This is a genomic window from Lysobacter sp. Root494, from assembly GCF_001427225.1.
In the GTDB taxonomy this organism is placed as follows: domain Bacteria; phylum Pseudomonadota; class Gammaproteobacteria; order Xanthomonadales; family Xanthomonadaceae; genus Agrilutibacter.
In genome coordinates, this window is sequence record NZ_LMFH01000006.1 from 262567 (window position 1) to 287000 (window position 24434).

Below are 24434 nucleotides of genomic sequence, written 5' to 3' on the forward strand. Positions count from 1 at the left end.
CGGTGTCAGTGAGGTCCAACGAAAAAGCCCGCCATTGGCGGGCTTTTTCGTGATGCGGCGAGCGGAGTTACCACCAGCCCCACCACGGCCACGGCGGCGGCCGCGTTTCGATCACATCGACGCGTTCCCGTACGGGCCAGAGGTATACGACGTCGGCTTCCACGCGCGGGAACTTGTAGTCGTAGCCGCCGATGCGCCGGTTCTCGTATCCATCGATGCGACCGGTGAAGGTCACTTCGCGGTTCTTTTCGAACAGCGCCGGATCGTAGAAGCCGGTGCGGCAGGCGATGAAGCGGCCACCGACGTCGTCGGTCGCCCAATACGGGCGTCCGTAAGCCGACAGCCGCGTGGAGATCATTTCGAAGCAGGTGCGGTTGGGCTGCGGTTCGACGTCGACGATGCGACCGCCCCAACGCACGGTCGCGCCGGTCGCATCGGATGCGGCGGCCTGCTGCGGCGTGATTTCGGTGAAGGTGCCCTGCAGTGGTCGCGGTTGTGAAGCGCAGGCGGCGAGTACCGCCGCGCTGAGTGTGAGGAGAACGATTCGGGCCTTCATTTCCTTTCTCCGTTGAGCGGATCCATCGCGGGTTCCCGGTCGTCCATGCGCGGGTCAGAGGTGCGAACGTTTGGGCCGATGGCCGCGCAGTGCGTGGACCAGACCCCTGGCCGCACGGGCGTTGCGCGTCCCGGGCTGGTGTTGAGCGTAGCGCCAATTGACGAAACGGTGGCTGAGTTCGCGCAGGTCCTGGGCGAGTTCGGGACGAGTCCGTGCCACGCGCTCGAGCCAGTCGGTTGCGGTTTCGTGAGGCATGCGGTCCAGGCCGAATTTGCGGTATCGGCTGGCGAGCTGGTGCCAGGCACGCAACACCGGGTCGGGTTCACGCTGGCCACGGGCGCTGAGCCAGGTCATCCAGAGCAGGGCGAGCACGGCCGCAATCGAAAACAGGATCGCCAGTTGCTGGCCATCCACTCTGTCCAGGCCCAACGGCTTGAACATCCGCGATTGACGGTCTGCATTGAAGCCGAGGACGAGATCGTTCCAGTTGCGTCGCATCCAGTCGCGGACGTTCCATGCCGGCATGCCGAAATCGCCGAGCACGCTGTCGGAGCCCGGAGCACGATCCTGGAGCGTGTCGTAGATGCGTTCGGGCGCCACGGCGGCCGTCGGATCGACGCGTACCCAGCCGCGATCAGGCAGCCATACTTCAGCCCATGCATGCGCATCCGATTGCCGCACGATCCAGTAGTCGCCGAGGGGATTGCGATACCCGCCGGCGTATCCCGTGACCACGCGCGCTGGAATACCGGCTCCCCGCATCAGCACCACAAACGACGAGCTGAAGTGCTGGCAGAAACCGGCCTTGGTTTCGAACAGGAATTCGTCGACCGCATTGCGTCCCCACGGCGGCGTGTCCAGCGTGTAGGCGAACTCCGCACGTATCCATTCCAGTGCGCGGCGCACGATCGCGGCGTCATCGCTGCCGGCGTCGCGCCGCCACTGGCGGGCCAGAGCCAGCGTGCGTGGATTGAAGCCGTCGGGGAGGTCCAACGCCACCTGGCGCAACATCACTTTCAGCTTCGGCTCGTGGCGAAGCGGTGGCGCGGACTGCATGCGCCAACGCGTCAGTGATGACAACGGACGTGCGGCACGCAACGAGTAGTCGCCGAGCAGCTCGCTGTCGGCGGGCGCATGCAATGGCAGGTCCAGGGCTACCAGCTGACGGCGATCGGTGGGCTCGATTTCCAGCTCGTAGTCCCACTGGATGCCGGCCGATTGCGCTTCCGGTGCTTCCAGGCCACGTATCCACAAGGGCTGCGTCCATTCCTCGCCATCGAAGCGCCACAGCGTTGGCCCGCGCCAATACATCTGGTCCTGGCGTGGCACAGCGCCGAAGAAGCGCGCGCGCAGGGCGGGCGTGTCGTCGATCATCAGGTCCAGCCAGTCGTTGGGACGCATCGAATCCGAGAGGCCCGGCTTGGCGATGGCCCGATCGGGCACGCCCCACATCGGCGACGCCAGGCGCGGGAACAGCCAGAAGGTAGCGAGCGCCAACGGCAAGCCGATCAGCACCAGTTGCATCACGCTACGCAGCCGGCTTCGCAACGGGAGATTGAATTTGGCGTCGCCTGCTTCGAGATCGGCAAAACGTTGCAGCGCTGCCAGCGCGCCTATTGCCGCGGCCAATCCCAGCGTAAGCGAAAGCGGCCCCTGGTCGAGCAGGAACGTTGCGAAGGGAGCGAACAGGGCGAAGCCGATCAGGCTGCGTGCATCGCGCAGCTTCGCGGTTTCGGAAGGCTTGATCGCCAGCATCGCCGCGAGCAATGCGCAGCCCGTATCGCGTCCGAATCGCACGCCCGAGACGCTCAGTATCGCGGCCACCACCAACAGCGTCAGCAGCAGCCGCAGCATGGCAGGAAGCGGTCGGCGCCATGCCAACGACGTGGTGACCGCTCCGGCTGCCGCGATGGGCCATGCAAGTGTCGCAGGCAATTGCAGGAGCAGGGGTACGACACACGCGACCGCAGCGAGCAATGCCCAATGACGGCTGGTTCGATCGAGCAATAGTGGGGAAGCCGTTGTGCTCACGGCGCGAATCCCCCCGATGGCAACAACGCGAGTGCGCGCTGGCAGGAATCACGGTGCGCTACGCCACGATCCGGGCCGAGATCCGAATTACCCGGCAGGCTCAGCCGGTAACGGCGGCCATCGCGTTCGGCTTCATCGACCCATCGTGCCAGGCGTGAGATGCGCGCTTCGTACGCGAGATGACCGAGTCGATGCCAGTCGAGCACGACATCCGCACCGGAGGGCTGTTCGTATTCGCGGACCAGCAAGGTGCCCAGGCGTGCAGAAGGCTTCCATGCGATCGCGCTGCGGGAGTCTCCCGGTCGATAGCCGCGCAGGTGATGCACGTCATCGCCCGTGGGATGCAGGCGCGATTGCGCCTGTTCGCCCGAGCCGCTCGGCAACGGCGGCCCATCGATTTCCGGGGTTGCGTAAACCAGGAGGGGCGCATCGCTCCAGAAATACGTCCAGGCACGTGCAAGGCCCAGCGGCCGGGTGGTGTAGATGCGAAGCCGCGGCACGTCGAGCCAGCCGCGCTGGTGCGTGTGCAGCGTGATTTCGGCTTCGCCGCGGCCCTGTTCGAGGTTGAGGAGGACGGGTTCGAGCAGGTCGTCGTCATCGACGCGCAGTCCTCGCCGCAGTCGCGACGGATCTGCCTGCGCGTGCACGCGCACGTGCAACGGCTGGCCTGCGGGTACGGATTCGGCATCGATCGCGATGATGCTCAAGCCGGTGAGTTGCATCTGCGCCGCGATCAGGCTGGCCAGTCCTGCACCGCCGAGCAGCAGGCAGAGCAGTAGTGCGGGATTGTTGTTGTAGTTGAGCGCGCCCGCCGCCATGCACATCAACAAAGCGTAATAAAACAGTCCGAAGCGTGTCGGAAGTACGTAGACGCGACGGCGATCTATCGAAACGGGCAGCGTTTCCGGTCCTCGCGGACGAGTGAGGGTCAGCGCGAAGGCGCGAACGCGTCGCCACAGTTCGGAAGGCGTTCTGGATATGGAGGGCGCAACCATGATCCTTCAGGTACCGACGCGGGGGGCGCGTTCGCGGGGCATCACGGCGACTCAGTCCACCGGCACCGCATGCAGGATCGCCTTCGCGAGCGACGCATCGCTGCCGGCCTGCGCGTCGGCAACCAGGCGATGCGCGGCAACGGCGCCGAACAGCACCTGCACATCCTCCGGCAATACATGCGACCTGCCCAGCAACAATGCATACGCGCGCGCTGAACGCAGCAGCGCCAATCCGGCGCGAGGCGAAAGGCCCACGCGCACTCCGGCATGCTTGCGGCTGCGGGCGAGCAGGGCCTGGACGTAAGCGATCAGGGCTTCGCTCGCATGCACCTGCAGCACCGCGTGCCGTGCGGCGATCACGTCCGCGGCGCCGAGCAGCGGCAAGGTCTGCGCGATGAGATCACGACGGTCAACGCCCGCGAGCAGGTCGCGTTCAGCCGTTTCGTTCGGATAGCCCAGCGCCAGTCGAAGCAGGAAACGGTCGAGTTGCGAATCGGGCAGTGGATAGGTGCCCGCGAGATCCACCGGGTTCTGCGTCGCGATCACGAAGAAAGGGTCGGGCAGTGCGCGCGTGGTGCCATCGACCGTGACCTGGTGCTCGGCCATCGCTTCCAGCAATGCACTCTGGGTGCGCGGTGGCGCTCGGTTGATCTCGTCGGCCAGCAGGACCTGCGCGAAAACGGGACCGGGATGGAACTGGAAGCTCCGCGACGGCGGGTCGAACACCGACACGCCGACGACATCGGCCGGCAACAGGTCCGAAGTGAACTGCACGCGCTGGAAGTCGAGGCCCAGCGTCGTGGCCATCGCACGCGCCAGTGTTGTCTTGCCTAGGCCGGGCAGGTCTTCGATCAGCAGATGGCCTCCGGCGAGCAGCGCGACGAAGGCGAGCCGAACTTCGTGCGCCTTGCCGAGCACGAGTGCGTTGACCTGCGACTGGGCCCTTTCGAGAGTGGTGCGCAAGCCATCAGGTAGCATGTTCGCCGCGGTCGGTGATGCCGCCATTTCATCCTCTCCCTTTCCAGTTTCGGCAGTGTAGCGGGGTTGTTCTCCTTTCATGCGCGAAGAAGCCAAGCACGCGGAATACGGTTTTGAACAGTCGCTATCCGGCGCAACCCGGCACGGCTTCTGGCTGCTGTGGTCAGCGGTCCTGCTCCTCAAGCTCGTCGTGGCGGCGCGCCTGCCGTTGTTCGTGGACGAGGCCTTTTACTGGCAGGAGGGACACCACCTTGCCGCTGCCTATTCCGACCTGCCCGGATTGACCGCCTGGCTCGCGCGGCTTGGCGTGATGCTGGGCGGGGAACACGCCTTCGCTTTACGTGCCCCCTTTCTCTTCATCGCGGCGCTGGTGCCTCTGCTGGTAGTGAGGATCGCTTCACGCGAATTTGGCGAACGCTATGGCTGGCAGGCAGGCTGCTTCGCATTGCTGCTGCCGTTGGCGGGAACGTTGGGACTGCTTGCACTTCCGGACGCGGTGCTGGCGTTGGCGACGCTGCTGTGCGTCGATGCGGGAGCCAGGCTCCTGCGCGACGTAGGCGCCGCTGCGGCCCTGGAACTCGCGCTTGGACTGGCGCTCGGAGCGCTGAGTCACTATCGCTTCATTGCGGTCATCGGCGTCGGTTTTGTTGCGTTGCTGCTATTGCCGGATGGAAGACGCGCGTTGCGCGACGTGCGCGTGTGGACCGCCATCGCGCTCGGCGCGTCGGCGTGGGTACCACTGATGGCCTGGAACCTCGATAACGCCGATGCAGGCCTGCGGTTCCAGTTGGTGGATCGCCACCCTTGGGCATTCCATGCCGATGGCATCCTGTTTCTTGGCATCCAGGCGTTGATGGTCACGCCGCTGCTGTTCGCCGCATTGGTCATGGCGGGATGGCACGGACGCCGGGGTGCGCTGCCGGCCACGCGTTACTTCGCGTATCTCGGTGGCCTCGTGGTGCTTGGGTTTTTCGCCCTCGGCTTTTTCGCTGATACGGAACGCGTCAGCTTCCACTGGCCTTTGCCTGGTTATCTCGCGCTGCTGCCATTGCTGCCTGCAGCGCTATCCCGTTGGCCTCGTCCACTGCGGATTGCGACCTGGGCGCTGGCTGGTTGCGGTCTGATCGCGATGCTTGGTTTCTACGCCGCGATGTCCGTGCCGCAGGTGCGCGAACGCAGTGCGGCGAACAAGTTCTACCAGCCGAATTTCGCGGGCTGGGACGATCTGGCCGAGTCTGTGCGCCGCCGGCTGGAACGGATGCCGCCTGACACGCGCGTGCTTGCCGACAGCTTCAAGGTGGGCGCCGAACTTGGCTTCGCGCTGAACGACCCGGATATCCCGGTGTTGGATCACCCGATCAACCATAAGCATGGACGCGCACCGCAGTTGCGCCTGTGGAACCTGCAACACGAAGGCGGCCGCGATTGGGCGCGGACGCCGACGCTCCTGGTCGTGGGAATCACCGAGGTTTCATACAAGGATCAGTTGCATCGCTATCACGCGCTGTGCGACATGGTCGGGCCATTACCGCCGCCGCAGGTGTTGAACATCGACCATGGCCGGCAGCGTTTTGCGCTGTTCCCGTTGCATGCAGATCGAAAAGGGGAATGCACTGCGCCGGCGATGGCATGGATCGACGTTCCTGCCGGAGGCGCCGCGGTAGCACGCGAATTCGATGTAAAGGGATGGGCGTTCAAGGACGGAGTCGGGCTTGCGCGCATCGATGTGCTGCTCGACGGCAAGATCGTCGCTTCGGCGCAATACGGTCGCCCTTACGAGGGACTGCAGCGTGACTGGCCTGAGAGCAACGATCCGCAACACCCCAACGTCGGCTTCAGCGCACACGTCGACCTGCGCAAGAACGACATTGCAGCAGGACGCCACTGGTTGGGCCTGCGACTGCACGGCCGCGATGGCAGCGTCGAGGATTGGGCGGAGCAGCCGATCGATATCGGCCGATAGCGGCGCTGTCTGCTAGGGCAGGACGAAGCCGGCTTCGCGCAGCAGCCTTGCTGTCGCGATCAGCGGCAGTCCGATCAACGCCGTGGGATCGCTCGTCTCGATCGCCTCGAAGAGCGTGATGCCGAACCCTTCGGATTTGAAACTGCCCGCGCAGTCCATCGGTTGCTCCGCATCGACATAGCGTTCGATCTCCGTGAACGCCAGCGAGCGGAAGTGAACGGTGGTCGTGTCAGTCGCCGTTCGGGGCTTCTGATCACCGTGTCGCACGCAGACCGCCGTCCTGAAGCGCACCACGCGCCCGGACATCGCGCCGAGCTGCGCCAGCGCGCCGTCCCGACTTCCGGGTTTGCCCAGCGGGCTGCCATCCAGTTCAGCGACCTGGTCCGATCCGATCACGAATGCTGCCGGTTCGCGCTGGGCGATCACGTCCGCCTTGGCGACGGCCAGGCGTTCAGCCAAGGCAGCGGGAGACTCGCCCGGGCGTGGGCTCTCGTCGACTTCAGGACGCGCCGTGTCGAACGGAAGGCGCAGCCGTGCCAGCAGCTCCTGCCGGTAAATGGAGGTCGAAGCGAGGATCAGGCGCGGCATCGTCAGATCTGGAAGGCTCGGGCCTGAGCGATCTTCGCCAGCTGGGCTTCGATCCGGCTGCGGGCGGAATCGATCGAAGCACGGACTTCGGCCAGCTGTTCGAGGCTGGCCTCGCGGCCGTGATCGCGTAGCCACAGGCGCTGACGGAGCATTTCCCGCATGGCATCGCCGACCGGATCCGGGCCCTGTTCGCCGGCGACGGCTTCTATTTCGGCGCGCGCGGTGCGAAGCCGGGCTTCGAGGGCGTCCGCGGCATCCAGCAGTTCCCGGACCGCGCGGGCCCGGCGGCGGGGGGCGTTCTGGCGGAAGATGATCGCCACGATGATCGCTACACCTGCCGCGACCAGGATCCAGAGCAGTACGGGTGAGGTCACGGCGACGGCTGCGCAAAAGGAAGCCGCAGTCTGAACCGCCCGGCCCCATTAAGACAATCCGGATTCCTCCGGCCGTAAAAGCCCGCTGCCACAAGGACTTGCGGTTTGACAGCAGGGTGCCGCGACCTCTAACATTCCGCGTCTTATGTCAGCAGGCACGCCATCCGAACGGGTCCCCGAGGTTCTGGACGCCTGGAAGATGGTGGCGGCGCGGCGCGGGGTCGAAGGACGCCTGCCGTTGTCGGCGCTGGCACGGCTGGAGGGCAGCCTGCTCGATACCGAAGGTGACGTGCGATTCGCGCTCGATTTCGACCGCGATCAGTTTCAGGTCCCTTACGTCGAGTTGCGCATCGATGCCGAGCTGCCGCTGGAATGCCAGCGCAGCATGGAGCGGTTCCTCCTTCCGGTGCAGATCGTGCAACGGCTCGGTCTCATCCGCGACGAAGCGGATGAAGCCGCGCTGCCGCCGGGTTACGAACCGCTGCTGGTGCCGGACGATGGCGAGTTGCGGACCATCGAACTGGTGGAGGATGAATTGATCCTCGCCGTGCCGGTAGTACCGGTGAAGCCCGGCACGGAGGCGGTGGAACGTGACTGGCCCGCCACGCAAGCGGAACAGGACGAGTTCAGTAAAAGCAGCGCGAATCCATTTGCCGCGTTGTCGGCACTGAAGTCGAAACCGAACAAATAACCAGCTTTACCTAGCGAATTTTTTCCGGAGCAAGACCATGGCAGTTCAGAAGTCCCGCGTTACCCCGTCCAAGCGTGGCATGCGCCGTGCGCACGACGCGCTGTCGGCCAAGCAGCTGGCGACCGATCCGACCACGGGCGAAACCCACCTGCGCCACCATGTGACCGCCGACGGTTACTACCGTGGCAAGAAGGTCATCGACACCCAGTCGAAGGTCGCCGACGAAGAGTGAGTTACCCCTGCGCCTTGCGCGCGGGACAACTTCCGCCGTCGAACGGCCGCGAGCGGCCGTACAACGCCGGAGGCAAACGGGCGCCCAGCGCCCGTTTTGCGTTTGCGAAATCGGTTTAGCCATGTTTCTGGTCCGTCATCCCGCGTAGGCGAGGAGACAGGGGCGTCGCTCTTCGCTCGATGCGAGGCGCGATACAAGGCTCGACTACCAAGTCACGACGGGCGCCCTGTGCGCCCGTTCGCATTTGTGCAATGCGCCAAATGGCATCCAAGCGAGTAGCATTCCGCCTTTGCGATCTGGCTTTACCGGGTCGTCCAGCTTTTCCCCCGACAGACGAGGAATGCGAAACGCGCTTCCAGTCGTCGCTTCACAGAACGAGACAGGCATGACCCAGCAAGTGTTCGCCCGTATCGCCGGAACCGGCAGCTACCTGCCGGAGAAGGTCCTCACCAACGAGGACCTGTCGAAGATCGTCGATACCAGCGACGAATGGATCGCGGCGCGCACCGGCATCCGCAAGCGTCACATCGCCGCCGAAGGCGAGACGACCAGCGATCTTGGCTATCACGCTGCTGTGCGCGCGCTCGAAGCCGCCGGTGTCGACGCGAAGGAACTCGATCTCATCGTCGTCGGCACCACCACGCCCGACCTGATCTTTCCGTCGACCGCGTGCCTCATCCAGCACCGCCTCGGTGCCGATGGTTGCCCGGCGTTCGACGTCAACGCCGCCTGCTCCGGCTTCGTCTATGCGCTGACCGTGGCCGACAAGTTCATCCGATCCGGAGCCGCGAAAACCGCGCTGGTGATCGGCTCGGAAACCCTCACCCGCATGGTCGACTGGAGCGATCGCACGACCTGCGTTCTGTTCGGCGATGGTGCCGGCGCGGTGGTGCTCAAGGCCGATACCGAAACCGGCATCCTCAGCACGCACATGCACGCCGATGGCGGCAAGAAGGAATTGTTGTGGAATCCGGTCGGCGTATCGGTGGGTTTCAAGCCTGATGAACCCAATGCCGGTGTAAAGATCCACATGAGCGGCAACGACGTGTTCAAGCACGCAGTGAAGGCGCTCGATTCGGTCGTGGAAGAAACGCTCGAAGCCAACGGTCTCGATCGCCACGCGATCGACTGGTTGATCCCGCACCAGGCGAACCTGCGCATCATCGAAGCGACAGCCAAGCGCCTGGACATGCCGATGGAGCGCGTGATCGTTACCGTCGACAAACACGGCAACACGTCTTCGGGGTCGGTGCCGCTGGCGCTCGACGAAGCGGTGCGCTCCGGCAAGGTGCAGCGTGGCCAGTTGGTGCTGCTGGAAGCCTTCGGTGGCGGCTTCACCTGGGGCTCGGCGCTGCTGCGCTACTGATTGCTCCCGTAGGGCGGAGCAGGCTCCGCCCTGCCGATCCGCTCGCAATGTCGCATACGCACGGGTACAGACGAATGCCGGACTTCACCCGTATCATGCCGCGTCTTTTTTGAAGGGAACGCCGTGACGGAGCCTTCGCAACTCGCATTCGTATTCCCAGGGCAGGGCTCGCAATCGCTGGGCATGCTCGGCGACCTGGCGGGTCAACATGCCGTGATTCGCGAAACGTTCGCCGAGGCCAGCGAAGGCGCGAATGCCGACCTGTGGGCCCTCACGCAGGACGGGCCGGAAGACCAGCTCAACCGAACCGAATTCACGCAGCCCGCGCTGCTTGCCGCGGGTGTTGCGGTGTGGCGCGCATGGCGGCAGCACGGCGGCGCGCTACCTGGGGTGTTCGCGGGCCACAGTCTCGGTGAATACACCGCGCTTGTTGCCGCGGATGCGCTGTCGCTGCGCGATGGCGCACGGCTCGTGCGCCTGCGTGGACAGTTGATGCAGGACGCCGCACCTGCCGGTACCGGTGCCATGGCCGCCGTGCTCGGCGCTGAAGACGAACTGGTCCTCGAAATCTGCAAGGCCGCATCGCAGGAAGCGATCGTCGTTCCCGCGAATTTCAATTCGCCGGGGCAGATCGTCATCGGCGGACACGCGGCTGCGGTCGACAAGGCGCTGGCGATGCTGGTCGAGCGCGGCGTGCGCAAAACCGTGAGGCTGGCCGTCAGCGTGCCTTCGCATACGCCGTTGATGCGTGAAGCCGCCAACCGTCTCGCCGAAGCGATGAACGACATCGAATGGCACGCACCGAAGCTGCCCGTCGTGCAGAACGTCGATGCGGAAGTGCACGATGGCATCGACTCGATCCGCGGCGCGCTCGTGCGCCAGCTTTACCTGCCAGTGCAGTGGACCGGTTGCGTGCAGGCGCTGTCTTCGCGCGGCGTGACGCGCATCGCCGAATGCGGTCCGGGCAAGGTGCTTGCGGGCCTGGTCAAGCGCATCGACAAGTCACTCGATGCCCGCGCGCTGGGCACGCCTGCAGAATTTGAATCCGCATTGACGGAGTGGAAAGCATGAGCAGTCTTCCCCTTACGGGCGAAATCGCGCTGGTCACCGGCGCCAGCCGCGGTATCGGTGCCGCGATCGCCGATGAACTCGTTGCGCATGGCGCAGTTGTGATCGGTACCGCGACTTCGGAAGCCGGTGCGAAGGCGATCACCGACCGCCTCGCCGCGAATGGCGGGCACGGTCGTGTGCTCGACGTGAGCAATGGCGAATCCGTCGATTCGCTCATCGACAGCATCGCCAAGGACATCGGTCCGGTTTCGATTCTCGTCAACAATGCCGGCATCACCCGCGACAACCTGCTGATGCGGATGAAGGATGAGGACTGGCAGGCCATCCTCGATACCAATCTCACCAGCGTGTACCGCACCTCGAAGGCGGTGATGCGCGCGATGATGAAGGCGCGCAAGGGCCGCATCATCAACATCGCTTCGGTCGTTGGCGTCACCGGCAATGCCGGCCAGACCAATTACGCGGCGGCGAAGGCCGGCATCATTGCCTTCAGTAAATCGCTGGCGAAGGAGATCGGTTCGCGCGGCATCACGGTGAATGTCGTGGCGCCGGGTTATATCGCTACCGACATGACCAAGGATCTGCCGGAGGAAGCCAGGCAGGCGTTGATGGGACAGATCGCGCTCGGACGCCTTGGTGATCCTGCCGACATCGCGCGTGCGGTAGCCTTCCTCGCGGGTCCCTCGGCCGCCTACATCACCGGCGAGACCCTTCACGTGAACGGCGGCATGTACATGCCTTGAAATTCGCCCAGATCGGTTGCCTGTGTAACCGTAACCGGTTGAAGCAAAAGGGCTTTTGGCGGCTTCGCGAATGCCCTCGATTCATTTAGACTAATCCATCGAATTTCCCGATCCGGGAGGAGTGAGACCCAATGAGCAGCATCGAAGAACGCGTCAAGAAGATCGTCGTCGAACAACTCGGCGTGAAGGAAGAAGAAGTCACCAACAACGCGTCGTTCGTCGATGACCTCGGCGCTGACTCCCTCGACACCGTCGAGCTGGTGATGGCGCTCGAAGAAGAGTTCGAGTGCGAGATCCCGGACGAGGAAGCCGAGAAGATCACCTCGGTGCAGCAGGCCATCGACTACGTCAAGGCGCACGTCAAGGCCTGATGTATCGCGGAGCCGGCAACACCGGCTCCGATGGTTGGCCTTCCGAGACCATCGTCGATGGCGAACCATGAAAACCAGCCCGGGGCCGCGTTCTGCGGCCCCGTGTTTTTGAGCCACGCGTTCCATGCCGTGGCGTTTGAACCGCAATCCTGCCGGTACTCCCGGCGCAGCGTTCGGAGTGTTTCATGTCGAAGAGACGCGTAGTGATTACCGGCATGGGTGCCGTGTCGCCACTGGGTAACGACCTGGCGACGACATGGGACGGCATCGTCAACAGCCGTTCCGGCATCGGTCCCATCACCCACTTCGATCCGGCTCCGTTCACCACCCGCATCGGCGGCATGGTGAAGGACTTCGACGTCACCAAATGGGTCAATCCGAAGGATGCCAGGAAGATGGATGAGTTCATCCATTACGGCGTCGCCGCCTCGCTGATGGCGCTGGAAGACGCGGGCCTGCGGATCGATGAATCCAACGCGGAACGTATCGGCGCACTGATCGGATCGGGAATTGGCGGCCTGCTCGGCATCGAGGAGCAGACGATCAAGTACCACGAAGGCGGCGTGCGCAAGATCTCGCCGTTCTACGTGCCCAGCACCATCATCAACATGCTGCCCGGCCAGGTGTCGTTGCTTACCGGCGTGAAGGGTCCGAATTTTTCCGCCGTTTCCGCCTGCGCCACGTCGAACCATTCGATCGGCATGGCGATGCGCATGATCCAGTACGGCGACGCGGATGTGATGATCGCCGGTGGCGCCGAGCGTGGTTCCTCGCCGACCTCGGTCGGCGGCTTCTGTTCGATGAAGGCGATGTCCACCCGCAACGACGAACCGACCAGGGCTTCGCGTCCGTGGGACAAGGATCGCGACGGTTTCGTGCTGGGCGACGGCGCGGGCATCCTGATCCTCGAGGAATACGAACACGCCAAGGCGCGCGGCGCGCGCATTTATTGCGAACTGGCCGGATTCGGCGCGACCGCCGATGCCTTCCACATGACTGCTCCGAGCGAGAACGGCGAAGGCCCCGCGCGTTGCATGGTCGCGGCGATGAAGGACGCAGGTGTCACCGCGGAACAGATCGGCTACCTCAATGCGCACGGTACTTCGACGCCGCTGGGCGACGTGGCCGAAACGCTGGCGGTCAAGCGCGCATTCGGCGACTACGCCTACAGGACGATGGTTTCTTCGACCAAGTCAATGACAGGCCACCTGCTCGGAGCCGCGGGCGGCGTCGAAGCGATCTTCACCGTCATGGCGCTTTACGCCGGGATCATTCCGCCGACGATCAACCTCGACGAACCGGGCGAAGGCTGCGATCTCGACTACGTGCCGCACATCGCGCGCGAGAAGCAGGTCGACGTGGCGATGTCGAACGGCTTCGGCTTCGGCGGTACCAACGGCACGCTGGTGTTCAAGCGCGTCTGAAGGCCCGCTTCGTCCTGATATGCGATCCCCGCTGCGGCGGGGATCGTTCTTTCCGGCGTGGCCAGCCCGATCGATCCAAACGCGGTCTAATACGCACATGCTGCTGAGCCGATCCCTGCCGCCGACCGTTGACCTGCTCGCGCTGCATCGCCTTGCGCCGTCGCGTTATCCGTTGCTGCTCGAATCCAGTGCGCAGGGCACCGCGCAGGGACGCTGGGATCTGTTGCTCGTCGCTACCGGCGAACGCCTGCAACTGGATCGTGACGGAATCACGCGCGACGAACGGGGCCACCAAGTCCCGGGCGATTTTTTCACTGCGCTGGATGCCGCCTGGCGATCGCAACATGTACAACGCGACGAGCCCCGCTGGCCGTTCCGCGGCGGCTGGGCCTTGATGCTGGGGTACGAGCTGGCTGGGCAGGTGGAACCCGTCTTGCGGCTGCCTTCGGCTCCCGGCGGCATTCCTGTCGCGGTTGCATTGCGTTGCGCCGCCGCGGTCCTGCGCGACCATGCCACGGGCGAATGCGTGATTGTCGCCGAAACTTCGCACGCGGATCTGCTCAATGTCATCGCGTCCGACATCCAGGCGGCAGCGTTGCTGCCAGGGCTGCCTGCTTGGCAATCGCCCGCGACGATCGAAGAAGACGAAGTGCAGCGCTACACCGATGGCGTACAGCGCGTTCTCGGGTATCTCGCCGCGGGCGACGTGTTCCAGGTAAATCTGTCCCGCAGCTGGCGCGCCCGGTTCGATGGCGCGCTGGATCCTGCTGCGCTGTTCCAGCGCCTGCGTGAGAACAATCCGGCGCCGTTCGCCGGCGTCTTCGCGCAACGCGATTGGACCGTTGTGAGTTCCTCGCCCGAGCGCCTGGTGTCGGTACGCGGCGATCTGGTCGAAACCCGCCCGATCGCCGGAACGCGCGCGCGCTTCGCTGGCGACGACGATGCCGAGCGCATCCGCGAACTGGTTGGTCATCCGAAGGAACGCGCCGAACATGTGATGCTGATCGACCTGGAGCGCAATGACCTGGGTCGCGTCTGCACGCCGGGGAGCGTCGAAGTCGATGAACTGATGACGGTCGAAAGCTACGCGCACGTGCACCACATCGTCAGCAACGTGCGCGGCCGGTTGCGCGTTGGTGTCACGCCGGGCGAGGTGATCCGCGCCGTGTTTCCCGGGGGCACAATCACCGGATGCCCGAAAGTACGCTGCATGCAGATCATCGCCGAGCTGGAACGAGAGGGCCGCGGTGCCTACACCGGCGCGATCGGCTGGCTCAATCGCGACGGCGACATGGATATTAATATCCTGATTCGTAGCGCGGAGGTGGAAGGCGACCTGCTCCGCTTCCGCACCGGCGCAGGCATCGTCGCCGACTCCGATCCGCAGCGCGAACTGGAGGAAACGCGTGCGAAGGCACGTGGCATGCTGCGCGCGCTTGGGATCGAGGGATGAACGCGCGTGTCTTCGTGGGTGATACCCGCTTCGATGCGGTCGCGGCCAACGATCGCGGCATTGCTTATGGTGATGGGCTGTTCGAAACCATGCGCGCGCACCGTGGCGACGTGCCTTGGTGGGACGCGCACTGGGCGCGGTTGCGAGCAGGTACCGAGCGCTTGCGCATTCCGCTGCCGTACGAAATGCAGGTGCGCAACGAAGCCATGCAACTGCTTTCCGGCACGGACGCAGTGCTCAAGCTGATCGTCACGCGGGGTAGTGGTGGTCGTGGATATGCGCCAGCGAATGACGTGGTGCCCACATGGGTCGTGTCCACGCATCCGCTCCCGCCGAGTACACCGAACCAAGCCATAACCATTCGCTGGTGCGAAACACGGCTCGCCGTGCAGCCGCTGCTTGCCGGCATCAAGCACTGCAACCGGCTGGAACAGGTTCTGGCACGTGCGGAATGGAACGATCTGTCCGCGCAGGATCGCGACGCATCCGAAGGCCTGATGCGCAGCACCGAAGGCGACGTCGTGTGCGCCACGGCCGCGAACCTGTTCGTGCTGCGCAATGATCGCTGGTGGACGCCGCCCATCGATCGCTGCGGCGTTGCCGGCGTGTGCCGCGCATGGGCATTGCGGGAACTCGAGGCGGCCGAATCGCCCCTGGATGTGACCGACATCGAACAGGCGGACGCGATTTTCCTGTGCAATGCGGTGCGGGGTATCCTGCCGGTCGCGAAGCTGGGCGGTCGCGACTGGGCGCCGCATCCGCGGGTCGAAGCGGCGCGTGAACGGCTTGCCGCGGCCCATCCGGGCTTCGCGCCGTGAATCCACGCCAACGATCGGAGACGACGTGAGTCGCAAACCAAAGCGTCGCTTCGGCGGCATCGTTTTCCTGCTTCTGTTGATCGTGGCGGGCGCCTGCTTTCTCGCATGGCAGCACTACGGCAGCTTCGCGAACAGGCCCATGCCTGGTATTGCGTCGGGCTCCAGCGTGCTCGTCGAACGCGGAGACTCGCTGCCGGTAGTGCTGCGCAAACTGCGTACGGCGGGCGTCGAGACGGGCGAATCCATCGAATGGCGCGCGCTCGCACATCAGTTGCGGGCCGCCGGCAAGCTGCAGGTTGGCGAATACCCGCTCGATCCGAAAACCTCACCGCGCGAACTGCTGGTCGCGATGCGCGACGGCAAGGTGATCCAGCGCCGTTTCACGATCGTGGAAGGGTGGAACATCCGCGAGCTTCGCGCCGCGCTTGCCCGCGCCAAACCGCTGACCCAGGAAACCGCACAGCTCGACGCCGCCGCGCTGATGAAGACGCTCGGCCATCCGGGCCAGCATCCGGAAGGCCGTTTCCTTCCCGAGACCTATCTCTACACCGCCGGTGACAGCGACCTTGACGTACTACGCCGTGCATACGGCGCAATGGAGAAGGCTTTGGCTTCGGCATGGGAGCGCCGCCACGAGGACACCGTGCTGAAGACGCCAGAGGAGATGCTCACGCTCGCGTCGATCGTCGAAAAGGAAACTGGTATTGCAGCGGAACGCCCGCAGATCGCGGGCCTATTCGAGCGGCGCCTGAAGGTCGGCATGCTGCTGCAGACCGATCCGACGGTGATCTACGGCATGGGCTCGAACTACAACGGCAACATCCGCAAGAGCGACCTGCAGACCGATACGCCGTACAACACCTACAAGCGTGCCGGCCTGCCGCCCACGCCGATCGCGATGCCGGGCAAGGACGCGCTCGAAGCCGTTGCGAATCCCGCGCCCGGCGAGGCGCTGTATTTCGTCGCGATCGGCGACGGCAGCGGCCGCCATCTGTTTGCACGCTCGCTGGCCGAGCACCAGGCCAACGTCAGCCGCTATCTGAAGAATTACCGCGCGCAGCAGGGGCGCGCCGCGGCGCCCACGGCGGAGAAGCAATGACGCTGCAGTCGCACGCGCGCTTCATCACCATCGAAGGTGGCGAAGGCGCCGGCAAGTCGACCGTGCTCGCGGCACTGCGCGAGTTCCTGCTTGCGCGCGGGTTCGAGGTGGTTTCCACGCGCGAGCCGGGCGGCACGCCGCTGGCCGAGCAGATCCGCAGCCTGCTGCTGGATACGCACCATGAGCCGCCTGCGGTCGAAACCGAGTTGCTGCTGGTGTTTGCGGCGCGCGCGCAGCATGTGCGCGAAGTGATCGTGCCGGCGCTGCAGCGCGGCGCGTGGGTGATCAGCGATCGTTTCACCGATTCCAGTTATGCATACCAGGGCGCAGGACGCGGGCTGGATGCGGGCTTCATCGCCGACCTCGAACGCCGCGTCGTCGGCATCGAACCAGGCATAACCCTGCTGCTCGACATCGGCGTTGCCCATGGCCGTGAACGCGCACGCGGGCGCGACCTCGCGCCCGGCGCAAGCGGTCCGGATCGCATCGAGCGCGAGCACGACCATTTCTTCGAGCGCGTGCGCGACGGTTTCCTCGCGCGTGCGCAAGCCGAGCCGCGCCGGTTCCGTATCATCGATGCGACCCAATCGGCGGAAGCAGTGGCGGCGCAGGCGCTGTCGCATCTTCGCGCGCTGGCGGACACATGAGCGCAATTACTCCCGCGGCATTCGCGCCATGGCAACAGCGAATCTATGCGCAGGCCGCAGCTTCGCTGGAGGCAGGCCGGCTTGGGCATGCACTGCTGTTCGCGGGCCCGGCGCGACTGGGCAAACGTCAAGTCGCCGTTAGGCTGGCGCAACGGCTGCTGTGCGAACAGAAGCGGAACGGCGAGCCCTGCGGCCAGTGCCGCGCCTGCCATCTGCTGGACGCCGGTACGCATCCCGATTACCAGTTCATCTCCTTCGTTCCGAACAAGGAAGGCACGCGGCTTCGTACCGAGATCGTGATCGAACAAATCCGTGAAGTGTCCGAGCGCCTGTCGCTCACGCCGCAGTACGGCGGCGCGCAGATCGTAATCCTCGATCCTGCCGAAGCAATCAATCATGCCGCCAGCAATGCCTTGCTGAAGACGCTGGAGGAGCCCGTTGCAGGGCGTTACCTGTGGCTGGTTACCGCGCATCCGGCGCGGCTGTCGGCCACGATCCGCAGCCGTTGCCAGAAGCTCGAATTCCGCCTGCCTCCGGAAAATGAATCGCTCAGCTGGCTGCGCGCGCGTGGCCACAGCGAGTCGGTCGCACGCGAGGCGCTGGAGGCCGCACGCGGTCATCCGGGACTCGCTGATGAATGGCTCCAGGGCAACGGATTCGCCGTGCGGCGTGAAGTCGCGGCCGACCTGGCGAAGGTGTCGCGGGGTGAATTGGCTGTAGCCGATGCCGCGCAACGCTGGGCTGCAGACGGTGACCTCGAACTCCGCCTGCGCCACGCCGCGGATCTCGCATTGGCGGACGCCGGCCGCTTGACCGACCCCGGCCGAACGCGCAGTCTGGCCGCCTGGTTCGACCAGGCCAATCGTGTACGCGATCTCTTGCGGACGACGGTAAGGGCGGACTTGGCTGTCGTTGAATTGCTGCTCGCGTGGCGGAGTACCGGAGCAGGCATCGGAGGAAGCAGGGGATGAGTGGAGCAACAGGAGCAGGTGGCGCACGGCAGGGCATCCTGTCGCACGCGATCAAGGACAAGGCTGCGCTTTACAGCGCCTATATGCCGTTTTTGAAGAACGGCGGCATCTTCGTCACCACGACGAAGCGTTACTTCCTCGGCGATGAAGTCTTCCTTCTGCTGACCCTGCCCGAGTCCAACGAACGCCTGCCCGTAGCGGGAAAGGTCGTGTGGGTCACGCCGCCGGGTGCGCAGGGCAATCGTCCGGCCGGCATCGGCGTGCAGTTCCCGGATACGGCCGAAGGCGAAACAGTGAAGGGCAAGATCGAAGCGCTGCTCGCCGGCACGCTCGCTGCGGAGCGGCCGACGCACACGATGTGAGCCGTTCGTATAAGCCGCTACTTCGCAGCACAGAATCAAACAGCCCGGGTCATGCCCGGGCTGTTTCGTTTCATGAAGTCTTGTTCAACGCGGGATTCGACCAGCCTTCGCGCGGCGCGAACCGGTCGCCGTACTTTGTCTGCAACGCCTTGAGTTTTTCGAGGAGCACGCCCACGCCGGTTTCGCGGATGTACTGGATCGGCCCCCCGCGGAAAGGCGCGAAGCCGGTGCCGAAGATCACGCCGGCATCGAGCAGGTCCGCATCGGCGACCACGCCGTCGTGCAAGCATGCCACGGCTTCGTTGAGCAGTGGCAGGATCAGGCGGTCTTCGAGGTCGTCGGGTGCCTTGTAATCCTTCGGCAGTTCCGGCTTCTGCGCGCGGCCGTCGACCCATTTGTAAAGGCCCTGGCCATCCTTCTTGCCGCGCTTGCCGGGTTCGGGCGGCGTCGACAGCGAAGCGGGAATCGGCAGTCCGAGGAATGGCGCGAGTTCCGCGCCCACGCCCGCAGCGACATCGAGCCCCACGGTGTCGATGAGTTCGATCGGTCCCATCGGCATGCCGAACTTCACCGCGACCTTGTCGATCGCCGCGCCCGGGATGCCTTCCGCGAACGCAGTCGCTGCTTCGAGCATGTACGGAAACAGCACACGGTTGACTAGGAAACCCGGCGTGCCCGCGACCGGCACGGGTAGCTTGTCGATCGCCTTGCAGAACGCGGCGAGACGCTGCTCCGTTTCCGGCGCCATCGCGTCGTGGCGGATGATTTCCACCAGCGGCATCAGCGCGACCGGATTGAAGTAGTGCAGCCCGGCGAACTGCGCGGGACGTGCGATGTGTTCGCGCAGCTCGACAAGGGGAATTGAAGAGGTGTTGGTGGTGAGCAGCGCGTCGGGTTTCATGCGCGGTTCGATCGTGGTGTAGAGATCGCGCTTGGCTTCGGGCTTCTCGATGATCGCTTCGATCACCAGATCCGCCTGCGCTACGCCGTCGCCGGTGAGGTCGCCCTTCAGGCGTGCGGCGACCGCTGCGCGCTTGGCTTCGTCCTTCACCTTCTTGTTGAACAGTTCGGCGGAACGGGCGAGTGCGCTGTCGATGAAGCGCTGTTCGCGATCGCTCAACGTCACCTCGAAGCCGCGATACGCGGACCACGCCGCGATGTCGCCGCCCATCACGCCGGCACCGACCACATGCACGTGCTTGATGCCGTGATCCTTGCCGCCGGTGGACTTCAGCCGTTCCTGCAGGAAGAACACGCGGATCAGGTTGCGCGCGGTCGGCGTGGAAGCGAGCTTCACCACCGCCTTGCGCTCGGAAGCGAGCAGTGACTGCATGCCACCGCTCGCGCGTTGCCAGCTGCCGATCAACGCGTAGGGGGCGGGGTAGTGCTCCTTGCGGGCCTTGCGCGCGACCTGCTTCACCAGCATCGGCGCGAGGACCTGGCGCACGGGCCAGGTGTTCGTCAGCCAGCCGATGAAGCGCTGCTTGAACGGCCGCTGCGTTCCGCGCAGCGCGAGCTTCGCGGCTTCCTCCAACAGAGAAGCGGGGTCGGCGACCTTGTCGACCAGGCCGATCGCACGCGCGGCCGGTGCGGACAGCGAGCGTCCGGTCAGCATCATGTCGAACGCGGCCGGCGCGCCGACCAGCCGCGGCAGGCGCACGCTGCCACCCCAACCCGGGAAGATGCCGAGCTTTACTTCGGGCAGGCCGATGCGAGTGGACGGATCGCTGCTTGCCACGCGATAGCGGCAGGCAAGGGAGATCTCGGTCCCGCCGCCCATGCAGAAACCGTGGATCGCGGCGACCGTGGGAAACGGGAGCTCCGCGAGCCGCTGGAACACCTGCTGGCCGCGGCGGATCGCGTCGTTGACGTTGCCGCGCGCGTCGAATTCGGCGAACTCCTTTATGTCGGCGCCGGCGATGAAGCCGCTGGTCTTGGCCGAACGCAGCACCATGCCTTTGGGTGGATCCAGCGCGAGGCGCTCGAGCAGCCCGTCGAGCTCGATCAGCACTTCCTGCGCGAACGTATTCACCGAGGTGCCGGCGCGATCGAACGACAGCACCACGACCCCATCGTCGCGCTGTTCCAGTTTCCAGTGCTGCAAGCGAAGACCATCGAGGCCAGCGATCATGCGGGACCATCCTTCAATTCAGGGAAGTGGCGCATCTGCGCCTCAGGTGGGCCGGCCATCCTGACCGGTATGGTTCCTATGATCCCGAGCTTGTTTCGACCGCGTCAAACCGTATGGTCCGCATTGTGTTGGAAAGAGACGCTTCCGAGCGTCTTTCATGGGCGAATCCGACGCAGGCCCAAGGTCGTCCGCTGCAAAATCAGGCGTGTGCGTGCCTGTTTTCGCTGTTGGGGCATCCGCGATCATGCCAGCGGGCGGTCCGGCAGGTGGCTAGCCGTGACACATGGCGCTTGCGGCGTATGGTCCGCGCCCCAATAAATGACCGGATGAATGAACTTTCCCCCGGACGGGCGGTCGGAAGCTTCGGCCTCGCCGAGCAGACAGGAGTGCCGGCGCGGTGACGGCCGAACAGATGACCCCGGAATCCGACCTGGACCAGGAGCTGGTCCGGCGCGTGCAGCGTGGCGACAGCACCGCGTTCGATGCCCTGGTGCGCAAGTACCAGCACCGCATCGTCGCGCTGATCGGCCGCTACATCGCCGACTGGAGCGAATGCCAGGACGTGGCGCAGGAAACCTTCATCCGCGCGTATCGCGCGCTGCCCAACTTCCGGGGCGACTCCCAGTTCTATACCTGGTTGCACCGGATCGCCGTGAACACTGCCAAGAATCATCTCGTTGCGCAGAACCGCAGGCCGCCGACCGACGACGTCGATGCCAGCGATGCCGAGCAGTACGACAGCGGCACCCGCCTGCGCGAGACCGCGACGCCCGAGCATGAACTGTTGAGGCAGGAAATCGAACTTACCGTGATGCGCGCGGTCGAAGCCTTGCCCGAGGAACTGCGCATGGCCATCAACCTGCGTGAAGTCGAGGGACTGAGTTACGAGGAGATTGCCGCCAGGATGGATTGCCCGATCGGCACCGTGCGTTCGCGGATCTTCCGGGCGCGCGAGGCCATCGACAACGAATTGCGACCCTTGCTCGATCACGACGCCAACCTGCGGGAGCGCGCGCACCGATGACGAATCGCTCTGACAATCCGAACTCCGCGTCCAACCAACATCCGCTGCATCCGCGCGATGGGCGCGAGACGCTGAGCGCGCTGTTCGATGGCGAGCTCCCGGGTGACGCCGCGCGTTTCGCCCTGAAGCGGCTCGATCACGATGCGGAGTGGCGCGAGACCTGCGGCCGCTGGCAGATGATTGGCGATGCGTTGCGCGGCGAGGCGACGTCGGTTGCGCCGGCGGGTTTCGCCGGCGGCGTGATGCGGATGCTGGATGCGGAAGCGGCGGCTGTGGCGGCTGCCCACGCCGGACGCATGGAGGCTTCGGCGACGGCGGCGAGTTCACGGCGGCGCTGGATCGGTGGCGCGGCACTGGCCGCTTCGGTTGCGATGGCAGCTGTGCTGGTGGTGCGGCCGTTCTCAGAAACTTCCGCGCCCGACCGGCAAGTCGCTTCCGCGCCGGCAACAACCCAGGCGCCAGCCGCATCGATTGAGAGTGCGCCGCCGCCGCTCCCGGCTTCCGCAGATGGCCCATCGACCACTTCGATCGCGACCGCCGACGTTCCGGCCACGACAGCAAGCCATCGTGTCACCCGTCGTGCCTCGCGCTCCGCAGCGCGAATGGCCCGCGGCCCGGCTGCTCAGGCCCGTAACGAAGCAGTTGAAGCCGTCGCCGCCGCGGCGCCGGCGCCGGTCACCACCGGCCGGCCGTTCCATCCCCAGGTCGATGACATCGTCACGCGCCCGTGGCCCCGCCCGGTGTTGTCTGGCGATGCGGCTGGCACGCTCACGGTGGGCTTTGGCTCGACTTCCTCGAATACGCCGTCGTCGCTCTATCCCTTCGAGCCGCGATTGCCGGAGAGCCAGTCGATCCGGCCGTCCGCAACCGAACCGCAGCGCTGACGCACCAGGCCGCCGTTCAACACAGCGTGGCTGGCGCCGCGCTGTCGACTTCCACCCAAAAAAACAGATGCCCATGAACCGACCGCTTCGCTCCCTGGCTGTGCTCGGCGTCATCGCCGCCACGCTGCCCACCGCCTGCACCGCGCAACCGTCCCCGACTGGTGCGACCGTGCCGGCGACCACCACCGCGCAGACCGTCCCTGCTGCTCCGATCGTCACCGGGTTGCCCGACTTCACCAACCTGGTGCAGCAGGTGGCACCCGCCGTGGTGAACATCAGCGCCGAAGTGGGGTCGCGCCGGGTGGCCCGCGCGCAGCAGGTACCGGATGAGGACGAAATTCCCGAGTTCTTCCGGCGCATGCTCCCTCCGGGCATCTTCGAGGGACCCGGTGGTCCGCAGATGCCGCAGGCACCGCGCGGATTTTCGATGGGTACGGGCTTCATCATCTCCAACGATGGCTACGTGCTGACCAACCACCATGTGGTCGAAGGCGCGGACACGGTCACGGTCAAGTTGTCCGATCGGCGCGAATTCAAGGCCAAGGTGGTCGGCAGCGACCAGCAATCGGACGTTGCGCTGCTGAAGATCGACGCCAAGGGCCTGCCGATGCTGCGCCTGGGCGACTCCGCGCATCTCAAGCCGGGCCAGTGGGTCGTCGCGATCGGCTCGCCGTTCGGACTCGACCAGTCGGTCACCGCCGGCATCGTCAGCGCGGTCGGGCGCGCCAACCCGTACGCCGACCAGCGCTACGTTCCCTTCATCCAGACCGACGTCGCGATCAACCGCGGCAACTCCGGCGGTCCGCTGCTCAACACGTCGGGCGAAGTCGTCGGGATCAATTCGCAGATCTTCAGCAATTCCGGCGGCTACATGGGCGTGAGCTTCGCCATTCCCATCGACGTGGCGATGGGCGCGGCCGACCAGATCAAGAAGACCGGCAAGGTCACGCGTGGACAGCTCGGCGTGCAGGTACAGGCAATTTCGGCCGAAGAGGCGCGCGGTCTCGGCTTGCCCGATGCGAGTGGTGCGCTGGTTTCCGTGGTCGTCCCCGGTGGCGCGGCGAGCAAGGCGGGCATCGAAGCCATGGACGTCATCCGCGCGGTCAACGGCCGGCAGGTGAATGTTTCCAGCGACCTGCCGCCGCTGATTGGGGGCATGAGCCCCGGCTCCAGGGTGCGCCTGAGCATCATCCGCGAAGGCAAGCCTCGGGAAATCACGGCCACGCTGGATGCGTTGGACGAGAGCCTGGCGGGTGGCGCGGCGGACCTGCCTGGTCCGGGCGACCAGGATCAGGCGCCCGCGGCTTCCGGACGCGGCAATCCCCTGGGATTGATCGGCCGCGACCTGACCGCTTCGGAGCGCCAGCAGCTCGGCCTGCAATCCGGCGAAGGCGTGCGCCTTGCCAAGGTCGGCGACTCCGCGGCGCAGGCGGGCCTGCAGCCGGGCGACGTCATTCTTTCCGTGGGCCGCTCGAGCGTGGGGTCCGCCGCAGCGCTCGATCGCGCGCTCTCCGGAGTGAAGGACGGACAGACCGTGATGCTGCTGGTCCGCCGTGGCAACGCCACCCAGTTCATCGCCGTAACCGCGGGCGAAGACGAATCATCCGGCTGAGCGCGGCTCATCGATCGCACGCTGCGCCCGCCCCGCAAAGGCGGGCGCAG

At 65.3% G+C, this 24434-nt stretch carries 24 protein-coding genes; 17 read left to right on the forward strand and 7 right to left on the reverse strand.

The features are described from left to right. Nucleotides 1–67: 67 nt before the first annotated feature. The 4 genes from ASD14_RS10560 to ASD14_RS10575 are packed head-to-tail and all read right to left on the reverse strand — an operon-like array spanning nt 68 to nt 4587. A complete protein-coding gene (locus ASD14_RS10560; RefSeq protein ID WP_056133091.1) occupies nt 68–556 on the reverse strand; it encodes a Slp family lipoprotein in 489 nt (162 codons plus the stop codon). 54 nt (nt 557–610) lie between these two features. Then, entirely contained in the window at nt 611–2587 is a 1977-nt protein-coding gene (locus ASD14_RS10565; RefSeq protein ID WP_235565382.1) for a DUF3488 and transglutaminase-like domain-containing protein, read from the reverse strand. After that, nucleotides 2584–3582, reverse strand: coding sequence for a DUF58 domain-containing protein (locus ASD14_RS10570; protein WP_056133097.1), 999 nt, complete (start codon nt 3580–3582; stop codon nt 2584–2586). The genes ASD14_RS10565 and ASD14_RS10570 overlap by 4 nt, the downstream gene beginning before the upstream one ends. Nucleotides 3583–3633: 51 nt before the next feature. Then, entirely contained in the window at nt 3634–4587 is a 954-nt protein-coding gene (locus tag ASD14_RS10575; RefSeq protein WP_056133102.1) for an AAA family ATPase, read from the reverse strand. A gap of 52 nt (nt 4588–4639) precedes the next feature. On the opposite strand from ASD14_RS10575, the gene ASD14_RS10580 reads away from it, so the two are divergent. After that, nucleotides 4640–6523 carry a glycosyltransferase family 39 protein gene (locus ASD14_RS10580; protein ID WP_082538911.1) on the forward strand — a complete coding sequence of 628 codons (1884 nt, stop codon included), beginning with the start codon at nt 4640–4642 and terminating at the stop codon, nt 6521–6523. 12 nt (nt 6524–6535) lie between these two features. Here ASD14_RS10580 and ASD14_RS10585 read toward each other — a convergent pair whose 3' ends face one another. Beyond that, a complete protein-coding gene (locus ASD14_RS10585) occupies nt 6536–7111 on the reverse strand; it encodes a nucleoside triphosphate pyrophosphatase (protein WP_056133105.1) in 576 nt (191 codons plus the stop codon). 2 nt (nt 7112–7113) lie between these two features. Continuing rightward, nucleotides 7114–7485: a hypothetical protein gene (locus ASD14_RS10590; RefSeq protein WP_056133108.1), complete on the reverse strand. Its 372-nt coding sequence runs from the start codon at nt 7483–7485 to the stop codon at nt 7114–7116. A 145-nt stretch (nt 7486–7630) separates the two neighbouring features. Here ASD14_RS10590 and ASD14_RS10595 point away from each other — a divergent pair, with 145 nt between their 5' ends. The 13 genes from ASD14_RS10595 (at nt 7631) to ASD14_RS10655 (ending at nt 18733) form a co-directional block, all read left to right on the forward strand. Continuing rightward, a complete protein-coding gene (locus ASD14_RS10595; RefSeq protein WP_056133111.1) occupies nt 7631–8176 on the forward strand; it encodes a YceD family protein in 546 nt (181 codons plus the stop codon). Between the two features lie 37 nt (nt 8177–8213). Beyond that, nucleotides 8214–8408, forward strand: coding sequence for a 50S ribosomal protein L32 (rpmF, locus tag ASD14_RS10600; protein ID WP_056133114.1), 195 nt, complete (start codon nt 8214–8216; stop codon nt 8406–8408). A 385-nt stretch (nt 8409–8793) separates the two neighbouring features. Continuing rightward, nucleotides 8794–9774: a beta-ketoacyl-ACP synthase III gene (locus ASD14_RS10605; RefSeq protein WP_056133116.1), complete on the forward strand. Its 981-nt coding sequence runs from the start codon at nt 8794–8796 to the stop codon at nt 9772–9774. A gap of 123 nt (nt 9775–9897) precedes the next feature. Further along, nucleotides 9898–10845 carry an ACP S-malonyltransferase gene (gene fabD / locus ASD14_RS10610; protein WP_056133120.1) on the forward strand — a complete coding sequence of 316 codons (948 nt, stop codon included), beginning with the start codon at nt 9898–9900 and terminating at the stop codon, nt 10843–10845. Further along, nucleotides 10842–11588: a 3-oxoacyl-ACP reductase FabG gene (fabG, locus tag ASD14_RS10615; RefSeq protein WP_056133124.1), complete on the forward strand. Its 747-nt coding sequence runs from the start codon at nt 10842–10844 to the stop codon at nt 11586–11588. The genes fabD and fabG overlap by 4 nt, the downstream gene beginning before the upstream one ends. 131 nt (nt 11589–11719) lie before the next feature. After that, a complete protein-coding gene (gene acpP, locus ASD14_RS10620) occupies nt 11720–11959 on the forward strand; it encodes an acyl carrier protein (RefSeq protein ID WP_036135371.1) in 240 nt (79 codons plus the stop codon). 185 nt (nt 11960–12144) lie between these two features. Beyond that, nucleotides 12145–13383, forward strand: a complete 1239-nt coding sequence (gene fabF / locus ASD14_RS10625; protein ID WP_082538912.1) for a beta-ketoacyl-ACP synthase II — start codon at nt 12145–12147, stop codon at nt 13381–13383. A 97-nt stretch (nt 13384–13480) separates the two neighbouring features. Continuing rightward, nucleotides 13481–14836 carry an aminodeoxychorismate synthase component I gene (locus tag ASD14_RS10630; RefSeq protein WP_056133130.1) on the forward strand — a complete coding sequence of 452 codons (1356 nt, stop codon included), beginning with the start codon at nt 13481–13483 and terminating at the stop codon, nt 14834–14836. Continuing rightward, a complete protein-coding gene (pabC, locus tag ASD14_RS10635) occupies nt 14833–15654 on the forward strand; it encodes an aminodeoxychorismate lyase (RefSeq protein ID WP_056133133.1) in 822 nt (273 codons plus the stop codon). Before ASD14_RS10630 ends, pabC begins: the two co-directional genes overlap by 4 nt. 25 nt (nt 15655–15679) lie before the next feature. After that, the gene (gene mltG, locus ASD14_RS10640; RefSeq protein ID WP_056133519.1) at nt 15680–16753 is read left to right on the forward strand and encodes an endolytic transglycosylase MltG; all 1074 of its coding nucleotides are present in this window, start codon (nt 15680–15682) and stop codon (nt 16751–16753) included. Next, nucleotides 16750–17400, forward strand: a complete 651-nt coding sequence (gene tmk, locus ASD14_RS10645; protein WP_056133136.1) for a dTMP kinase — start codon at nt 16750–16752, stop codon at nt 17398–17400. The genes mltG and tmk overlap by 4 nt, the downstream gene beginning before the upstream one ends. After that, nucleotides 17397–18371, forward strand: a complete 975-nt coding sequence (locus ASD14_RS10650; RefSeq protein ID WP_056133139.1) for a DNA polymerase III subunit delta' — start codon at nt 17397–17399, stop codon at nt 18369–18371. Before tmk ends, ASD14_RS10650 begins: the two co-directional genes overlap by 4 nt. Next, nucleotides 18368–18733 (forward strand): PilZ domain-containing protein, encoded by a 366-nt coding sequence (locus ASD14_RS10655; RefSeq protein ID WP_056133142.1) that lies wholly within the window; start codon nt 18368–18370, stop codon nt 18731–18733. Before ASD14_RS10650 ends, ASD14_RS10655 begins: the two co-directional genes overlap by 4 nt. A gap of 70 nt (nt 18734–18803) precedes the next feature. Here the strand turns inward: ASD14_RS10655 and ASD14_RS10660 are convergent, their stop codons facing one another. Continuing rightward, a complete protein-coding gene (locus ASD14_RS10660) occupies nt 18804–20864 on the reverse strand; it encodes a 3-hydroxyacyl-CoA dehydrogenase NAD-binding domain-containing protein (RefSeq protein WP_056133145.1) in 2061 nt (686 codons plus the stop codon). Nucleotides 20865–21276: 412 nt separating this feature from the next. Between ASD14_RS10660 and rpoE the strand changes: the two genes are divergently transcribed. The 3 genes from rpoE (at nt 21277) to ASD14_RS10675 (ending at nt 24384) form a co-directional block, all read left to right on the forward strand. Further along, a complete protein-coding gene (rpoE, locus tag ASD14_RS10665) occupies nt 21277–21888 on the forward strand; it encodes an RNA polymerase sigma factor RpoE (protein WP_056133522.1) in 612 nt (203 codons plus the stop codon). Beyond that, on the forward strand, nt 21885–22772 hold the full coding sequence (locus ASD14_RS10670) for a sigma-E factor negative regulatory protein (RefSeq protein ID WP_056133148.1): 888 nt from the start codon (nt 21885–21887) through the stop codon (nt 22770–22772). Before rpoE ends, ASD14_RS10670 begins: the two co-directional genes overlap by 4 nt. 73 nt (nt 22773–22845) lie before the next feature. Then, complete coding sequence (locus ASD14_RS10675; protein WP_056133150.1) at nt 22846–24384, forward strand: DegQ family serine endoprotease; 1539 nt, start codon at nt 22846–22848, stop codon at nt 24382–24384. The last annotated feature ends 50 nt before the right edge of the window (nt 24385–24434 follow it).